The organism is Amycolatopsis sp. NBRC 101858 (assembly GCF_030269325.1).
Classification (GTDB): Bacteria; Actinomycetota; Actinomycetes; order Mycobacteriales; family Pseudonocardiaceae; genus Amycolatopsis; species Amycolatopsis ponsaeliensis.
In genome coordinates this window covers 286,139-303,052 of the sequence record NZ_BSTD01000007.1, presented here as the reverse complement: position 1 = coordinate 303,052, position 16,914 = coordinate 286,139, and the positions used below count along the sequence as shown (strand labels likewise).

The following is a 16,914-nucleotide window of genomic DNA, read 5'->3' as shown; positions in this document are numbered from 1 at the left end:
ACGCGACTGTTCGTCTCCGCATCGGATTCGGTGGAGGACGTGGTGTTGTGGGTGGCGGGCATCGTGGCCTCCGGGACGTCGTGGCGTGGCACGAGAAAGGCCGGGGCCAGCCGTCAGGCTGGCCCCGGCCTTGGGGTGGTGCCCGGCCGGCGGGGAAGGTCCGGCCGGACACCGGGTCTCATCAGAAGGGCGGCTCGTCACTGAACCCGCCGCCCGCGGTCGCGCCGACCAGCTCCCGCCCGGCGTCCGCGGTCCACGGGTCACCGGCCGGGGTCGCGCCGGTGGACGTGCTGGTCACCAGGTCCGGGTTGACCTTCGCCGACTCGCTCTTCGCGTTCTTGGTGACAGAGGCGGTGGCGTAGCGCAGCGACGGACCGATCTCGTCGACGTCCAACTCGACGACGGTGCGCTTCTCGCCTTCCTTGGTCTGGAACGAGCGCTGCTTGAGACGGCCCTGGACGACGACCCGGGCGCCGCGGGTCAGGGACTCCGCGACGTTCTCCGCGGCCTGCTTCCAGATGGTGCAGCGCAGGAACAGCGCCTCGCCGTCCTCCCATTCGCTGGTGGTGCGGTTGAAGGTGCGCGGGGTGGAGGCGACGGTGAAGTTCGCGACCGCGTTTCCGGCCGGGGTGAAGCGCAGTTCGGGATCGGTGGTGAGGTTGCCGCAGATGGTGATGCTGGTGTCGCCGGCCATGGTGGCCTCCCTGGTGCTCGTTGGGGTGTGGAACGCGGCGCAGCCTGAGCACGCGGCGGCCCGGGGGGCGCCGTGAGGCGACGTCCCCGGCCCGGCTCATCCGCCCGGCGTGAACCAGCCCGCGTGCGACCGGCATCGGAGATCGACAGTCGAGGGGCTGGTTCACCCGGGCGGATCGGGCCGGGCTTCGGGGACGCACTGCCCCCGGCCGGGGTGTGCTTACCTTCGGGCGATCCACGACCCGGCGAGCCGGGCGTGGCCACCGCCGGTGACACCATCGGCCGTCGTGCCGTCACCCACGGCCGTCCAGGTTGCGTGCGACGGGCGTTCGGTCGGTGGGCACGTATCCTCGCGTACCCAGCCCCAGCGAGCGGCGTGGCGGGGGTGGCGTTATGCCTGATCGACCGCGGGCTCGCTGAGCAGCGTGCGACGAGCGTCGGCGCTGGCGTTGTGGATCACATGGTGGATCTTCGACGGCGGGACGGCGTGGTGGAGCAGAGTTGAGAGCAGCGCCGTCATGGGTTGCTCGGGGTCGGCGTTCTCGAGTGCGATCCGCGCGCCTGTTCCGTCGCCACGCAGGTAGGCGTGCACCGCGATGACCGTGGCGAGCTGGCCGGCGATCGGGTCACAGCTGTGGCGCCACAGGTGCAGGACCAGGTTCCCGGCCGCCGAGCGCGCGGTGTGGTCGGGGACGGCGAGCAGGGCGTCGCGGAACGGCAGCGTGGCGAAGGTCGCGGCGAGATCGGCGATGGCGGCGTCGTCGGCGGGCAGGTTACCGTGGGTGGCGGCGCGGATCGCGGCGTCGGCGCGGGCGAGACGGGCGTGTGCGGCGAGGTGCCCGTGCTGGTCGATGACGGCACGTTCGACGGCGTCGGTGATGCGGGGCTGCAGACGGGCGCGGAGCTGCTCCGGTGCGGGGGTGAACCGCGCCGCGAGGTCGTCCCGAGAGGCGGCGATGGTGTGTCCGGCGGCGACGGCGGCCGCCGCGGCGGCGGTGGTCGCGGGGTCGGGCAGTACACCGGAGCGGTCGGCCTCGAGGTAGGAGCGCCAGCGCGCGCCCTCGGTGATGGCCGGTACGTGCACGAGGTCGACGTCGGTGAAACCGTGTCCGGCCAGCAGCTTGACCACGGTGTCGACCTCGGCGCGCAGCGGCAGCGTGTCGTCGCTCGTTGCGTCCTCGTCGACGGTGCGGACGAGGATGCCGGTGACGCAGAGAACGGGCAGGTCGCCGCATTGCCGGTTGAACTGCCGCACGCAGTCGTCGGCGTGGCCGGTGAGGTGGGTGAGGTCGATTCGGGTGAGCGGGCCGGTGGTGACCGTGCCGTCGTCGTTGGTGAGCGTGGTGATCAGCATCAGGGAGTCGTCGGGAACGAAGCCGATGAGCGCCGGGATGCTGGCGACGACGGCGGTGGTGCTGGCGAGTGTGAGGGACATGAACGTCCTTCCCGAGAAGAGCGTGCGAGGGCTGTCGGCGGGGGACCGGGTCGGGGATCAGTGGCCGAGTTCGGTGCGTAGCGTCTGCGCGGCGGTGTGAGCGATCCACGGCGGCGACGGCCGTCGGACATCGTGGCCGGAGGAGGGGATGAACCCGTTGACCGCGACGCTCCAGAACTCCGGCCATGGCTCGATGTCGCTGCGTTCGCTGCGGTAGATGACGCGCACGTCCTGCCCGTCTGTGCGCCGGGCGTGCGCGGTGATCCGTGTGGCGATCCGGGTGTGGTCACGTCGCTGCAAGGGCTCGTCGTAGACCAGCGAGACCGGAGTCGCCGGCAGTGCATGACAGAGCTCGATGAGGATCCCGCGGGCGACGTTCCAGGCGCCGTAGCCGCCGAGGCTGCCGCGGTGGGGGATGTTGCAGGTGACCGACTCGGGCAGCAGGTAGGAGCGGCTCCAGTCGTAGGGGGTGAACCACAACCGGTCCTCAGGCATGGTCGGTCACCGTCGAGTTCGCCTCGGCGAGCGCGCGGTTCAGGCACTTGCCGGTGAAGTAGCGCCGCTGGTCCTGCAAGTGCTCGGGCCAGGTGTGGGCGTCGGGTTCGAGGATGTTCCAGGCGGCGGTGACCGCGGCGTCGGTGCAGCGCCCGTCGGCATCGAGGTAGGGGTAGATCGCTTCGACGACCCGGCAGGCTTCGACGACACCGGAGGGGAAGCAGTTGTTCCAGACCGCGGTGATGAGCGCGGTCTTGTGCCGCCGGGTGCGAGCGAGGTCGTCGAGCCAGGTTCGAGGTTCCGGAGGGAGCCGGCGGCCGCCGAGTTCGGTTTCGATCAGCCGGCATGCCCGCTCGAAATTGGAGTTGGTGTCGTTGGACGGACCGGTGTGGACGGTGGATGCAGTCACGGGTACCTCCGGGTCGGGTGCGGGTGAACCCGCCTTCCCGAGCACACCCGAGTCCTCGGGCGCCCGTCAGCTGACGCGACGTGGCAAGGAAGTTGTCGCCCGAGGGCTCGGGTGTGCTTTGCTGGCGGCGGTCGTTCGCAGCGACCGGAGTGCCTGGGTTGCGTCGGTGCCAGTGGACGGCCGGCCGGCGAGTCTCGGCGAGGTCGACCCGTTCTTCCAGTGCCTGTTGGGTGCGGTCGGCAAAGGTGAGCAGCTGCGCCGGGTGGCCGTCGACGACAACGACCAAGTCGTTGTCGTGATCGCTCAGAATGAGGGCAAATTCTTCGTTGGCGCGAAGTTCGCGGCTGGCCTCTTGGCCGGGGCGCGCTACCTCCATGTCGCAGCGCGCCGAGAGCCCAGCGTAGTCCTCACTCATGGTGCGTCTTCTCGGAGTCGGTGTCTTGGGCCGGTGGTGTAGGCCGATTCGCGGCTCCGTGGTGGGTATTCTCGACTACGTAGCGGATCAGGGTGTCAAATGATTGCGGATCGTTGTTGGCCAGGAGGCCAGCGCAGCGTGCGTGGTGTTATCGAGGTGCTTGGCAGCGGCGTCATGGGCGTTCCGCAACTCGGCGTTGAAGATGTACCGGCCGTCAGCATCCGGCTGGATGCGCTCGTAGGTCGGCATGGGCTCGGGCTCGGGGCTGGCCGCGGCAACATCTATGATGATCAGGTCTTCGCTGTCCCAGTGAAAGTCCAGACGGTCGGAGGTGGCTTGGGCGGTGATGGTGACCCATTCGGCGACGGCGCGACGAAACTGAGGCGTCGAGGTGTGGTATCGGTGACTGCGATTTTCTTCGGCTATGAGCTGAGGTTCGCCAAGCTGGGCCGGGAAACAAGGTTGGTCGTCACAAGCACAATCGCCTCGTAGTGCGCACAATGATGCCGTCGAGGCCATGGTGAGGAGCCCTTCCGGGCATCCCGATGACCTTCTTCTGTCTCAATTGGACAAGGCTGCTCCGTGTTGCCGCCGCGAAGAGGAACGTCATGTCCGCGCCAGCTCTTGTCGCTTGAGTTCGCCTCGGTCGCCTCGCAGGGTGGTGCAGGCGAGCCCGAATGGGGCCTGGTGAGCACAACGCGGCCTGGGACTGCTGCGGACTGACAGAAGATCTGCGCAGTGCCGGTCTCGGGCCGCGTTGTGCTTTTCTGGTGATCGGGTCAGGCGCGCGGCGCCCGGCCCGGTGATCTCGATCGTTCGCTGTTTCTCCGGCTGGTCGGCCCAGAGGTAGGTCAGGACTGCGGTGTGTCGCATTCTTGGTAGCTAAGGACCTACTCGCAGACTTTGACCGCCTATTTGCCTAACCGCGAGTGAAAGTGTTGAGGGCGAGATTGGTCAGTGCTTGTTGGTTCTGCAGGTGACTGTGACCAATGCGTCTTTGCCGCTGGTGCCGCGCGCGGGGTACGCCATCTGCACATCGATGACATTGGCGTCCAGGTCGATGATGCTGCAGCTGGCGCCACTCGGCATGTTCGACTTGACGGTGAGCGTGAGCGAGCCGGCCCGGATCGTGTCGGAGTTGCCGAAGTTGGTGAGGTCGAGCGTGCCCTCGCTGTCATCGGAGACCCAGGAGGCGCTGACGTTGCCGGTGACCGAAACAGAGTAGTCGACCGGTGGCGGGCCGTCGGGGAGCGCGATGAGCAGGGTGACGCCGACGGAGACGATCAGAACAGTCGCGATGATCCCACCGTACAGTAGCGCTCGGTTTCGTCGGGGCGACGTGGCCGCGCATTGCTGCTGTCCAGTGTCGAGCTCGGTCATGTCAATTGCTCCTTCGTTCCTGACGGCATCGCCTGATCAACGCGCGGCGTTACTGAAACGCGCTGATTATGGTGACTTTCACCGCTTGCCCAGAGAAGCGGTGGACAACGGCAGTCGGCCGCAAGGGGAAGAAGATGACCGTTGGCGAGATGGATGGAAACTTTCTGGCCGTCGCGCGCCTGACGCAGACATGGGTCTAATGACCGATTTGTCGCGAATGGCGGATCTGGGATCGTGGAGAGATACTCATGCGACTAGTGGCTATGCGGTAAATACCCCTCTTGGCCTATTTCCCTGCGCGGTCGGATCGGCAAGGGTGATCATGGGTTCGTCGGGGGCCCGGCTGTGTGCTGGTTTGCTCTTGGCGAGGGGGATCTCGTGCGTTGTCGTGGTGCGCTTTGGCGCGCTCTTTTGCTCTGTGCGGCGGTTGTTGCCGGAACCGTGGTGACGGTCGGGCCGGCTCATGCCGACGCACCTGTGGCTGTTCCGGACTCGGCTCCGGACGAGGTCACCGCCGCGGCGTATGCCCGTGAAGGGGGCAAGCCAGTCGAGGTGACCTCGGAGACCACCGAGACCTCGCAGACCACAGCGAACCCCGACGGTTCGTGGACCATGACGCAGTACGTCCACCCGGTCCGAGTGAAGCAGGCCGGGCGTGGACGCCGGTCGACACGACCCTGGTGCGGCGGGCGGACGGGTCGGTCGGCCCGAAGGCGGTCGCGGTCGACGTCAAGCTCAACCCGGGTGGCAGTGGCTCGGCGACCGTGCCCATCGTTCAGGCGGGTCAGGACGGCAAGGAAGTCGGTCTGAAGTGGACCAGCGACCTGCCGGCACCGACACTGGACGGCGACACTGCCACCTACGGGGAAGTACTGCCCGGCGTCGACTTGACGGTGAAGGCCGTACCGGAGGGCTTCACGGAGAATCTGGTCATCAAGACGCCGGAAGCGGCGAAGAACCCGAAACTGCGTGAGATCCCGTTTGGTCTCCACACCCGCAATACCACGGTCTCGGTCGCCGAAGGGGAAGGTCGTGGCACTCCTGCGCAGGCCGCGCCGACCGACGGGCTCGAGGTCAAGGACACCTCCGGTGGCGTCGTTTTCTCCGGTGATGCGACGCGGATGTGGGATTCATCCGGTGACGGTTCGCCCGCCGAACAGCAGGTCGGTGAGGGCGGCGGTCGGCGCGAGGCCGTGATGGACCTCGCGCTCACTCAGGACAAGGTGACCATCACTCCGGACCAGGCGTTCCTGACCGACCCGGCAACGCGGTACCCGGTGTCGCTGGACCCGGGCTATTGGTGCGACTCGTGCGGGATCCAGGCGCACGTGGTCGTCCAGTCCGGCTACCCGGAGGCGAGAAACTGGAACGCTACGATCGGTGACTTGTCGAATCTCAAGGCCGGCTACGAGAACTACGACAGCGCGGGCACCTCGCGGTCCTACATCCAGATGAACTCCGCGCGACTCGGCGGCACGGTCGTGCACAGTGCCACGCTCAACACCACGATTCAGCACAGCGCCAGCTGTTCTCCGGCGCCGACTGGGTTATGGCTGTCGAACCCGGCCAATTCCGATACCCGGTGGAACGCGCAGCCAGGTTGGGTCTACCAGGTCTCGACGATGAACACCGCGAACTGCCACGACGCGCCGAATGTCGCGGGCGTGTTCGACGCGACCCGGGCGGCCAAGGACGCGGCCGCGAATCGCTGGCAGAACACGTGGTTCGCCCTCGCGGCCGCCAACGACGGCGATGGTATGGCGGCGTGGCGGCGGTTTGACCTCAACCCGTACTTCGCAGTGAACTACGACTCCTACCCGAACCCGCCGGCGAGCCTGACGATGCAGAACGGCCAACTGCCGTGCACCTCGGGCCCGAACCGGCCCTGGGTCTACACGAAGACGCCGCAGATCGCGGGCCGGGTGTCCGATCCGGACGGTGGCACCGTCTACGGGAAGTTCGCGGTCGCGTACGGCGCGCTCGGCCACAACGTCTACATCCACGACAACGCCGCCAATCTGGTGCCGGTGGGGACTGCGGGGCCGAACCAGCAGGGGACTGCGCAGCTGGCCGCGGTTCCGTCGGGGTGGATCAACGAGGACGGGATCTACAACTGGTCGATGCAGGCCTACGACGGTGAGCTGTGGTCGAACTGGGTCGGCAACTGCGAGTTCACCGTCGACTCGAAAGTGCCGCTGTCACCGAACCTCGCAATGGCGTCGTGGACCGACCCGAAGGTCCAAGGCGATGAGGCCGACTTCAGCGTGTGGACCTACATGGCCACCGACGGGCTCTACGACATCGACCACTTCATCTACACGACCGATGGTTCGGAGCCGCAGCCGCAAGGCTCGCCGACCGCGCCGGCGGTTCAGGGCACGGACGCCAACGGCAAGATGGTTGCCACCGTGGCCTTGAAGACGATCGCGGTCAACGGCAACCAGAACCTGATCAAGGTCAAGTCGGTCAACAAGGCCGGGATGCCCAGCCCCAACGCGACCTGTGTCGTCATCACGGGATCCAACCCTGCACTGGACGGCCCCTCGTGCTCCTACCACGTCCAGCCGCTGACCCCCAGCAAGGGTCTGGTCGCCGCGTGGAGCGCCGAAGAGCCGTCCGGAAGCACGCTGGCCGACACCGCCTCGTCCACACCGGACAATGCGGGTCTGACCGCACACCCGGCGACGGTGTCCGGCGGCGTCACCCGGCAGCCGGGCTACAACCACGGCACCACCTGGACCCACCCGGACACCGGTGGCTACAGCGACGGCGTGAAGGGCGCGATCAGCCTCGACGGCACCAGCGGCTACGCCCAGACCGGCGACCGTGTGCTGGACCCATCGAAGTCGTTCACGGTGGCGGCGTGGGCGAAACTCGCCGACACCACGCACTCGCAGACCGTCCTCGCGCAGGATGGCAGCCAGTCGGCGCCGTTCATCCTGCAGTACAACAAGGAGCGCAACGCCTGGGCGCTGCGTGTCACGGCGGGAGACCAAGCCGCACCAGGCGACGTGCGAGCCGTCTCGAGCAGCCCACCCCAAGTCGGGGTGTGGACGCATCTGGCGGCGACGTATGACGCGTCGACCCAGGTGGCCACGCTCTACGTCGACGGCGCCCGGCAAAGTACCGTGATCGCCGCGCCGTGGGCCGCAACCGGTCCCGCCGTGCTCGGCGCGGGAAAGTGGGCCGGGGCGCGCACCGACTTCTTCCACGGACAGCTCGATGACCTGCAGGTGTGGCAGCGCACGCTGTCCGCCCAGGACGTCCACGACCTTGCCAACGTCGCCGTTCCGCTGGCGAACTACGGCCTCGCCGAAGGGTGCGGTCCGGAGCTGACCTCCGCGACGTCGCGTGTCCCGTCGCTGCAGGCGAGCTGGACACTGGGGGAGACCGGCGGGAGCGTGGCCGGCGACAGCACCGGGTACGGCAATACCATCTCTCTCACCGGCGGGTATGCATGGGCGCAGGGTCACAGTGGTGGCGGCTTGCAGTTCGACGGCGTGAGCGGCTCGGGCACTACCGCAGGGCCCGTGGTCGACACCGCAAAGTCGTTCACCGTGTCGGCCTGGGTCAACCTCGGCGATCTGACTACCGATCACACCGTGCTGGCCCAGACTGGGACTCACGCTGCCAACTTCGTCGTCCGCTACGACAAGACGGCCAACCGCTGGGCGTTCGGAATGTCCCCGGCCGATGATGCCACGGCGTCGATAACGTGGGCGACTGGGACGTCGGCCCCGCAGGTCGGCACGTGGACGCTGCTCACTGCGGCGTTTGAGAAGACCACCCGACACCTACGGCTGTCGGTGAACGGGGCACATGAAGCGGACGCCACGGTCGCGGCGGCTTGGACGGCGAACGGGCCGCTGCTGCTCGGTGCCGAGTCCGGCACGAAGAATCTGTTCAAGGGCATGCTCGATCAGGGGCAGGTGTGGTCGCACAGCCTCACCGATGACCAGATTGCCGCGATGTACGGCCTGAACTTCGTCGACACGGTCACGTACGGGGCGGCCGCGGCCAGCGGCGGTGTGTCGCTCGCGGCCGAGGCCGGCAGCGGCGGCGATCCGGTTGGTTGCGCCGCCCAGTTCGACAACACCTGGACGGGCCGGCTGGCCGCACCGCGGCCTGCGAACCTGCGCACCGACAAGTCGTTTACCGTCGAAGGCTGGGTGAAGCACACCTGGACCGCGGCCGACGCCGCCGCTCAGGGTGCGGTCGACCCAGCGACGAGAACGCTGATCAGCACCGACGAGGCCCAGTTTTCGCCGTTCTTCCTCAGCTACCGGCCCTACAAAGACACCAACGGACGCGACCACGGTGCCTGGAGCCTGATTCTGACCGTGCCGAACGCTGGGGGCGGGGTCGACGCAGCTACGGAGTACAGCGACCTCGACGCGGTCGACAACCAGTGGACCCACCTCGCCGCGAGCTACGACGCCGCGACCAAGACGATGTCCCTTTACGTCAACGGCACCCTGCAACAGGGCAAGTTCTTTACCTCGTCCGGAAGCGCCACCGGGGTCAACGTGGGCGCCGGCTCTGGCGGCCCGTTGATCGGGAGTGGGGTCTGGACCGGGCAACGGACCAACATTCTCAGTGGAGCCGCCGCCGGTATACGCGTGTACTCGGGGCTCCGCGGCACCGACGGAATCAACGCCGACCGGCGCGTCGACGACCCGGGCGACCTCTTCGGGATCGTCCACTAGCCCCTTTTGACTTCGGCGTGTCGAACGCCGGCTGGACCTAGGCAGGTTGACATGAGTTTCTCGCGCGGCTTTGGGCGCTCCACGAAGTGGAGACGGGCAACGGCGCTCGGCGTTGCCGTTGTCATGTTCGGCTCGGCGCAGACCGCGGCCGCGGAAGCGGCTGTCGGTGGCTGGCACGGTCTCGGCTGGGACCTGCCGCCCTTGCAGCAGACCCAGTCGGTCGACGGCACAGACGGCGGCTTGCGGCCGGCCCCCTCCGTGCCATCAACCTCGGCGGTTCCCACGACGGTGACCTGGCCCGCCGCAACCAGCGCCGACGTCGAGCTGCCCGCGACCAGCGCCGCAGCGACGACTCCTGCCCAAGGAGCGCCGGGGCAACCGGTGATCGTCTCTCGCGGCCACGGCCAGCGACAAAAGCGTATGGCCACGCCGGCTGCAGACCGCGATGCGCACGCCGCCGGTAAGGTCAGGGTGACGACTCTCGATCAGCCTGCCATCGCCAAAACGGGCATCAAGGGCGTCGTCATGCAGGTGACGCCCGAGGCTGGGGACACCGGCGGCCTGGTCGAGCTCGACGTCGACTACCGCTCGTTCGGCGAGGCCTACGGCGGTGACTTCGGCGGTCGCCTGCACCTCGTGCAGTACCCCTCCTGCCTGCTGTCCACGCCGGACAAACCTGCATGCCACATCGGCACCCCGCTGGACTCGGCCAACGACACGAAGAGCAGCCACGTCACCGCAGAGGTCACCCTCCCCGTCGCTCCGACGATCGAACGGCGCAGTACAGCCGCCCCAGCCGCGACGTCGATGGTGGTCGCGGCCGAGGCCGATACCAAGGGCGGCGGTGGTGACTTCGCCGCGACCGACCTCAAGCCGGCCGGCGCCTGGAAGGCCGGTGGCTCCTCGGCGGACTTCACCTACTCGTACCCGATCAGCACCCCCGCCGCCGTCGGAGGGACCGGCCCGACGGTCAGCCTGAACTATTCTTCGAGCGCGGTCGACGGTCTCACCTCGGCGACCAACAACCAGGCCTCGGGCATCGGCGATGGTTGGAACCTCTCGGGCAGCGGGTTCATCGAACGCCGCTACAAGGGCTGCGGCCAGGATCTCGGTGGCAACAACAATCAGACCAAGACCGGCGACCTGTGCTGGTTCGACGACAACGCCACGATCTCCTTCTCGGGAGCCAACGGCGACCTCATCTTCGACAAGAACACGAGTACCTGGCATCCGAAGGACGACGACGGCACCCGCGTCGAGCGACTGACCGGCGGCGCCAACGGTGACAAGTTCGGCGAGTACTGGAAGGTCACCACCCCCGATGGTGTCCAGTACTTCTTCGGCCTCAACCACCTGCCCGGCTGGGCATCGGGCAAGGCGGAAACCCAGTCGACGTGGACTGTGCCGGTGTTCGGCAACAACACCAACGAGCCGTGCAACGCCGCGACCTACGCCGCGTCCTGGTGCAACCGCGCGTGGCGCTGGAACCTCGACTACGTCGTCGACCCGCACGGCAACGCGATCGCCTACTACTACCAGCCCGAGACGAACTACTATGGGCTCAACCGCAACGCTTCCACCGCGAACAACCCCGGCACGCCCTACACCCGTGGTGGGTACCTGCAGAAGATCGAGTACGGGTTCAACACGAAGTTCGGCGACACGTTCGGCCACGCACCCGCACAAGTCCTGTTCGACTCGGCTGAGCGGTGCTTTCCGAGTGGCGCGGTCACCTGCGATCCGGGCCAGCTGAACGCGGGAACCGCCACGTCCTGGCCGGACGTACCCTCGGAGACGATCTGCGCGCAAGGCGCTGTCTGCACGTATGGCTCGCCGAGTTTCTTCACCCGCAAGCGCTACACCAAGATCACCACCCAGGTCTCCGACGGCGGTACCGGCTGGAAGCCCGCCCGGGAGTGGGCGCTCACGCAGTCGTTCCCATCCACCACCGACGGGAACAAGACCGCGCTGTGGCTGGCCTCGGTCACCGAGACAGGGAAGATCGCGAGCCCGAACACGGTCGGGAACTCGGTGACGCTGCCACCGACGACGTTCCATCCGCTATCGATGGCCAACCGCGTCGGCGCAAGCCAGTACACCGCACTGACCCGCAACCGGATCGATGCCATCACCAACCCCCAAGGTGGCTTGACCACCGTCGCCTACTACGACCCCGAGTGCGTTCCCGGGGTCACGATGCCTGATCCGGCCAACCTGAAGGACAACAAGCTGTCCTGCTACCCGGTGTACTGGACTCCGCCGGGTGCGAACGACCCTGTCCTGGACTACTTCAACAAGTTCCGGGTCAAACTGGTCGAGGAGGACGCGCACACCACTCGTCAGGAACAGCACACGGTCACCCAGTACGACTACCGCGGCGGTGCGGCCTGGCACTACGACGACGACCCGTTCACCGACCCGAAGTACCGCACGTGGTCGCAATGGCGCGGATACGGCGACGTTAAAACCACCACCGGGCTCGGCGGGCAGGCGGGCGACCCCGCTGGGCCGCCGGTGGTCACCGAGACTTTCTACCTCCGCGGCATGGAGGGTGCGACGGTCGCCAGCGACAACTGGCACGAGTCCTTCGCCGATCGCAAGGAGGTCGCCGGCTTCGTTCGCGAGACGGTCACCTATCGCGACGGCCAGGTCATCGGCGGCACCGTGAACGAACCTCGGGTGTCAGACCCCACCGGTACCGACGCCTACGGGCGCACGTCGGCCTACGTCGACACCGATACCAGCCGTACCCGCACCTGGCTGGATACCACCAAGACCTGGCGGGTCTCGCGGACCCACACCGCCTACGGCAAGTACGGCCTGCCCGCCACCGTGCAGACCGAGGGGGACATCAGCGACCCGAAGCAGACCACCTGCGCCACCACCACGTATCTGGAGAACACCGCGGCGTGGCTGGTCAGCTTCCCGAGCCAGGTACGGAAGATCTCCGGTGTCTGCGACACCGCAGTCAACCCGGCTGGCCCCGCCAACATCATCAGCGACGTCCGCAACTACTACGACACCCAGGCCTTCGGCGCCGCGCCGACCAAGGGCAGCCTCACCCGGACCGACACCCTCGACGACTGGCCCGCCGGCGGCGCCGAGAAGTGGACGACCCCGGCCACGACCACCGGCTACGACGACTACGGCCGTCCGACCAGTGCGACCGATGCTCTCGGCCTGACCACCACCACTGCCTATACCCCGGTGAGTGGGGGACCGCTCACCCAGGTGGACACGACGTCGCCGCCGATCAGCGCCACCAACACCACCCGACTGACCTCGACCAAGTACCTTGACCCGGTCTCCGGCATCTCGATCGCGGGCAAGGACGGCAGCGGCCTGCGCACCGACGCCACGCAAGACGCGCTCGGCCGCATCATCTCGGTGTGGAAGCCCGGGCACAGCAAGGTGGCGAACGCGCCGGCGGACGTCATCTTCACCTACAGCGTCCGCAATAGCGGCGGGGTCAGCAATGTCGCTGCGCAGACCCTGCTCGCCAACGGGCAGTACGCGACGTCGTACACGCTCTACGACGGACTCGGCCGAACAATCCAAACCCAGGCGCCCCGAACCGACGACATACCCGGCCGGATCATCACCGACACCTACTTCGACTCCCAGGGCCGGGCCTACAAGACCCACAACGCTTACTTCAACAGCTCGGCCCCGTCGGCGACGCTCTACGTCACCGATGACGCCTCGGTCCCGAACACCACCCTGACGACGTTCGACAGTGCCGGTGCCTCTCGTGCCAGCGCCTATCTGCTCAACTCGGTCGAACAGTGGCGCACTACAACGATCCCGGACGGCGATCGCACGACCACGATCCCGCCCGCCGGCGGCACCGCTACCACCACGGTCACCAACGGGCTCGGGCAGACCGTCCAGCTCCTACAGTACAAGGACCCGGCCAAGTACACGTCCGGCTCACCCGCCGACACGACGACGTACACCTACACCCGCAGCGGACAACAGGCCACGGTCACCGATACCACCGGCAAGAACGTCTGGACTTTCGACTACGACCTGCACGACCGCAAGGTTTCATCGTTCGACCCGGACACCGGCAAGACGATGTTCACCTATGACGCCGACGATCGTCTGCTGACCACTACAGATGCCCGCAACCGGCTCATCAGCTACACCTACGACAACCTTGGCCGCAAGACATTCGAGTACGACGGCCCGGCCGCGACGGGCACCAAGCTCGCCGGTTGGACCTACGACACCCTGCTGCCCGGGCAGCCGACCAGCTCCACCCGCTACGTCGGCGCCAAGGCCTACACCAAGGAGACCACCGGCTACGACACCGCCGGCCGGGTCACCGGCAGCAGGGTCACCATTCCCACCGGGGACCGGGGCATCTCTGGGACCTACAACTTCTTCACCACCTACGACCCTGGCTCCGGTGCCGTTCGCACCATCAGTAGCCCTGAAGCCGGCGGTCTGCCCGGCGAAACGCAGTACCTCGACTACTACACCGGTGGTGCGCCCAAGACCCTCTACTCGAGCGCCGAGACCAAGTTGGTCTCGAACACCAGCTACAACCCGTTCGGCCAGGCCCTGCGCACCGATTTCAACGACTCCGCGAGTCCCTACCAAGTCGCAGTCACCAACACCTATGAGAACGGAACCAACCGGCTCGCGACGGTCCAGGCCCAGCGCTCGACGTCGTCGAACTACTGGATCGCCAACCGCGTCTACACCTACAACCCGGTCGGCAACGTCACCAAGATCGCCGACAGCCCACCCGGCGAGCCGGCGGACGTGCAGTGCTTCCGGCAGGACTACCTGCAACGGCTCACCGACGCCTGGACGCCATCGTCGGGTGACTGCGCCACGCAGCCGACCGCGGCGGGGACCGGCGGCGCGGCGCCTTATTGGACGTCCTGGACCTTCGACGACACCGGCAACCGCAAGACCCAGGTTCAGCACACCGCCACCGGTGACATCACCAGCACTTCGACCTACCCCGATCCCGGCCAGAAACGTCCCCACGCGGTCAAGGCCGTCACCACAGGGACTGGCAGCGGGACCACCGAAACCGACTACAGCTACACCGACGTCGGCAGCACCGAGTCGCGTGGTCCCGTCGGCTCCGCGCAGACGTTCACCTACGACGCAGAGGGGCGCGTCGCCACGGCGAAGGAAGCCAACGGCGCCGACAGCAGCTACCTCTACGACGCCGACGGCAACCTGCTCATCACCAAGGACCCGTCCGGTACGACACTGTCGATCGGTGACACGGAGTTGTGGGTGCCCACGGGTGGCTTCTTCGCCTCGGGTACCCGTTTCTACAGCTACAACGGTCAGGTCATCGCGACCCGCACCAGCTCGGGTGGCATCAGTTGGAAGCTGGCTGATCACCACGGCACCCCCTACGCTTCGGTCGACGCGGCCAATCTTGCGGTGACGAAGCGTTGGCAGGACCCCTACGGGACCGACCGCGGGACCCCGCCGTCGACCTGGCCGGACAAGCATGGCTTCCTGGGTGGCTATCGGAACACCACCGGTGTCACCCATATCGGTGCTCGTGACTACGACCCGCTGACCGGGCGGTTCATGACTGCGGACCCGGTGCTCGACACCAGCAACCCCCAGGCGCTCAACGCCTATAGCTACGGCAACAACAGCCCGGTGTCGTTCAGTGACCCCACCGGCTTGGTTCTGCAGATCGACGGGCGTCCCGCGTACGTCGGCTCTGCGGCGATGAGCACTATGAGCCCCGATGCCTGGGACCGTGCCTACCGCTACAACGTCGGCGTGGCACGCAACTGGTTCTACGCGGTGACGCACAAGACCCGACCGACGTATCCCGCCTTCGTCGGCAAAGAGAACCATCTCATGTCACCGAAGCAACGGCGGGCCAAGTGGGAGACCCAGTTCGCCAACTGGTCGTTGCAGGCACCGGATCATCGTCCGCCGGATTATGATCAGTTCGCGGCTGCGTTCTGCTCCGAATTCCCCGATATCCGCTCCTGCGATCCATCGCCACCCACCCTCGAAGAGACTCTCGAGGTGGTCGGGCTGCTCGCCTCCGGGGGAGCGGTCGGTCTGCTGGCTCGAATCGGCGGCGAGCTCGTGATCGGATCGATCGCGGCCATTGAAGGTTCGGTCGGTGCCGGCGGCGCCGTCGCGGCCGGTGCAGGCGCGGGTGCGCTGGGGGACTACGGCGCTTCCCTCGTCGCCGCAAAGATCGCCGCTGAAGCAGCTGGCGGCGAGAGCGCAGCGGCCGCGTGTGTCGGGAAGAACAGCTTCACCGGCGACACGCCGGTGCTCATGGCCGACGGCACCAGCAAGCCGATCGCCGAGGTCAAGGTCGGCGACGAAGTCAGGAACGCCGAGCCCGACGACAGCTTCATCGAACACCATGTCGTGACTGCGCTGCACGTTACCGAGGACGACCACGACTTCGTCGACGTCACAGTTTCGACCTCCGCCGGCCCGCGAACCGTCGTGACGACGGCGCACCACCCCTTCTGGGATACATCTACTCACGCTTGGACCGACGCCGCCAACCTCAAGGGTGATGATCAACTTTCCGCACCGGGCGGCGGTCGGGTCGCTATACAAGCCCTGCGTCGCTACACTGCGACCAACCGCACCTACAACCTCACTGTCGAAAATGTTCACACGTACTATGTCCTTGCGGGTACGACGCCGGTCCTTGTCCACAACACGGGCTGCGAAATTCCCATGTTGTCGGCAATTGGCGGCGACCCACTACTTACCAAGGCTGCGCAGCAGGCTGGCAAGAATCAGGCCGTACAGCGCGATCTGGATAACCTGTTCAGCCAGCTCTCTAATGGAAATATGAACCCGGGGATTGGCTCAAAGGCGCTCGCGGGCACTGATGTCACCTATGCTCGCGGTGCAAACGGTGGACGACTGTTTTTTCGAAACGTGGACGGCGGAATTCAGATTGTCGGCAAGTCCGACAAGGGAAATGAGTCTAAGGTGATCGCGAGGTTGATGCAGCTCTATGGCCAATAGCCCCTTCCATGTAGTCGAGACTCGCCAGTTCAGGGCCCTGTTCATGCTGGGGGCTGGCGACGATGCGGAGACCGTGGAGAACGTTGATGCCGAACTGACGCTGCCTGACGGTTCAAGATGGAGCGCGACATTTATGACGCTCCTTGAGATTGAGCGCATCATGATGCATTGGTCTGACACGGGAGAGAATCGAGGAGGGACTTTCTTCCGGTGTCCAGACCTGGTGATCGTGCGATCTGGTGGAATTTCCGGGATGGTTCAGGCGCTTGAAGCGGTGTTTGAAAATGGGGGACCGCAGGGCATCTTGGAAGAACTGAGTTAGCGACCGCAGCGCGTGGCGGAGTGACCCAGAGGCCCCACCGGGTTTGATTTCGGTGGGCCTCCG

At 66.7% G+C, this 16,914-nt stretch carries 9 protein-coding genes; 3 read left to right on the top strand and 6 right to left on the bottom strand.

Annotation, left to right across the window (positions count from 1 at the left end; all coding sequences use genetic code 11):
* Positions 1-181 precede the first annotated feature (181 nt).
* The 6 genes from QSK39_RS44850 to QSK39_RS44825 all read right to left on the bottom strand — a co-directional run bounded on the left by QSK39_RS44850 (position 182) and on the right by QSK39_RS44825 (position 4,827).
* Entirely contained in the window at positions 182-694 is a 513-nt protein-coding gene (locus QSK39_RS44850) for a single-stranded DNA-binding protein (RefSeq protein ID WP_285483911.1), read from the bottom strand.
* A 390-nt stretch (positions 695-1,084) separates the two neighbouring features.
* Positions 1,085-2,128 carry a DUF4192 domain-containing protein gene (locus tag QSK39_RS44845; RefSeq protein WP_285483910.1) on the bottom strand — a complete coding sequence of 348 codons (1,044 nt, stop codon included), beginning with the start codon at positions 2,126-2,128 and terminating at the stop codon, positions 1,085-1,087.
* A gap of 57 nt (positions 2,129-2,185) precedes the next feature.
* Entirely contained in the window at positions 2,186-2,623 is a 438-nt protein-coding gene (locus tag QSK39_RS44840) for a hypothetical protein (protein WP_285483909.1), read from the bottom strand.
* Positions 2,616-3,032 carry a hypothetical protein gene (locus QSK39_RS44835; RefSeq protein ID WP_285483908.1) on the bottom strand — a complete coding sequence of 139 codons (417 nt, stop codon included), beginning with the start codon at positions 3,030-3,032 and terminating at the stop codon, positions 2,616-2,618. Before QSK39_RS44835 ends, QSK39_RS44840 begins: the two co-directional genes overlap by 8 nt.
* Before the next feature lie 502 nt (positions 3,033-3,534).
* On the bottom strand, positions 3,535-3,966 hold the full coding sequence (locus QSK39_RS44830) for a hypothetical protein (protein WP_285483907.1): 432 nt from the start codon (positions 3,964-3,966) through the stop codon (positions 3,535-3,537).
* A gap of 435 nt (positions 3,967-4,401) precedes the next feature.
* Positions 4,402-4,827, bottom strand: a complete 426-nt coding sequence (locus QSK39_RS44825; RefSeq protein WP_285483906.1) for a hypothetical protein — start codon at positions 4,825-4,827, stop codon at positions 4,402-4,404.
* Between the two features lie 680 nt (positions 4,828-5,507).
* On the opposite strand from QSK39_RS44825, the gene QSK39_RS44820 reads away from it, so the two are divergent.
* From QSK39_RS44820 to QSK39_RS44810, 3 genes are read left to right on the top strand one after another with little or no spacing between them, the layout of a single operon-like run.
* On the top strand, positions 5,508-9,533 hold the full coding sequence (locus tag QSK39_RS44820; RefSeq protein ID WP_285483905.1) for a LamG domain-containing protein: 4,026 nt from the start codon (positions 5,508-5,510) through the stop codon (positions 9,531-9,533).
* A gap of 51 nt (positions 9,534-9,584) precedes the next feature.
* On the top strand, positions 9,585-16,529 hold the full coding sequence (locus tag QSK39_RS44815; RefSeq protein ID WP_285483904.1) for an RHS repeat-associated core domain-containing protein: 6,945 nt from the start codon (positions 9,585-9,587) through the stop codon (positions 16,527-16,529).
* On the top strand, positions 16,519-16,851 hold the full coding sequence (locus tag QSK39_RS44810) for a hypothetical protein (RefSeq protein WP_285483903.1): 333 nt from the start codon (positions 16,519-16,521) through the stop codon (positions 16,849-16,851). Before QSK39_RS44815 ends, QSK39_RS44810 begins: the two co-directional genes overlap by 11 nt.
* Positions 16,852-16,914: the final 63 nt, after the last annotated feature.